A 1,397-nucleotide genomic window follows, 5' to 3' on the forward strand; every position below is an offset into this window, starting at 1 on the left:
CCTGTCTACCACCCGCAGCGGTGCGACGAAGATAATAAAGATGGCATGTCCATCGAGGAATCCTCTGAACAGAGTGTCGAGGAGTGCTGGTTCCCGCGCGGCCTCTCCCTCCATGACTCCTCGCGCTCCGACAATTCAGAATTCTCCGAATCCACCTCTGTGTCGAGAGAGGCTCGGATCCAGAATGCCTGGCAACGCGCGCTTTCATTCAAGAAAAATGAACGGAGCATGACCGAAGTCATTCAGAGACTTGTGCTTTCCGAGAACTCCTCCACCGCACTGCATCAACTTATTAACGGATCAATTTTCGATATCTTTGTGAATCCAGTCGATGAAGAACGGATTCTCGAGTTTCTGTTACATGAAGGCTTCCTGGCAGGATTGACAGAAGAAGAACTCCGAACTTTTCAGACACATCTCCTCGAAAGCAGTTGGATTCGTGTGAAGCACCCCTGTGCCACCAGGGTACGGCGCGACGGCTTGATCGCCTTTTGTCTGGCTCCCCGGTTACTCAACATGTTTCCGACGAAAGGCGATCTTGGCGTACGCAGTTGGATTGACCGCGTCTCCATCAAATTGGCTGGAATATTGCAAGACAACACTGTATGGCGCCCCGAAGCTTGTCATACATCGCCCGACATTATTATCCATGAAAAAAAAGGAGTTCGACGCGGATGGGAAACCTGGAAAGTAGAGCAAGAATCAGAGAATGACGTTCACTCCATTGTTTTCAGCAGTCCCTTTACCAGAGGTGGTTTGGCGGCTCAGACGTGCGAGGCCCAGGGCAGCATTCCTCAACGTCAATGGAGAGTGTCCTTCAACGCATTCAGGAATCGAACTTTTTCTCTGGCATACGCGCCCGCTCGCGCTCAAATACCCGAGATTTTTTTTCGTAGCTTCCAAAGCCTTGGCTTCGACCTGCGTCGGAAACTGAGCACATGTGCGGTGCGCACCCCCACCGGCGTGGCCTTGCATCTTCAGCACTTCAGCAAGGATGACTTTCTCGAATGTAAAGACCAGTCCTGGAAGATCCTATTGGATATTCTAGAGAAAGAATATGAGCTGAAGTTCAAATCCACCTTCTGCACAGTCTATCTTCCGCCGCTTTCGAATTACTGGCCGGTAGAGTTATTCTACGTCTTCAATCAAATCAAGTACATAGTTTGCCATGGACTATCACCTTCTGTCGCGATAGATCTAACCCCCCTCCGCCATAGCCGCAACAGTACAGTCAAGTCAGATGAAATAGTTATTTCCATGGGATGGGGGAAGGCGTCAAGTATTTCAAAATATACTATCAAGCTTCACAAGAGACCAAGAAGATCAAAGAATCCGAGACCAGCATCGTTGCGAGCCATCTCCATTCGCGTCATTCTGAACGACCTTCACTATTCTCT

1 protein-coding gene is annotated in these 1,397 nt (G+C 49.6%); it reads left to right on the plus strand.

Translation table 11 applies throughout. The features are described from left to right. Nucleotides 1-45: 45 nt before the first annotated feature. On the plus strand, nt 46-1,397 hold a 1,352-nt coding region (locus AC1D12_RS33355), incomplete at its 3' end, for a hypothetical protein (RefSeq protein ID WP_477845380.1).

The organism is Rhizobacter sp. P1_G5 (assembly GCF_056405435.1).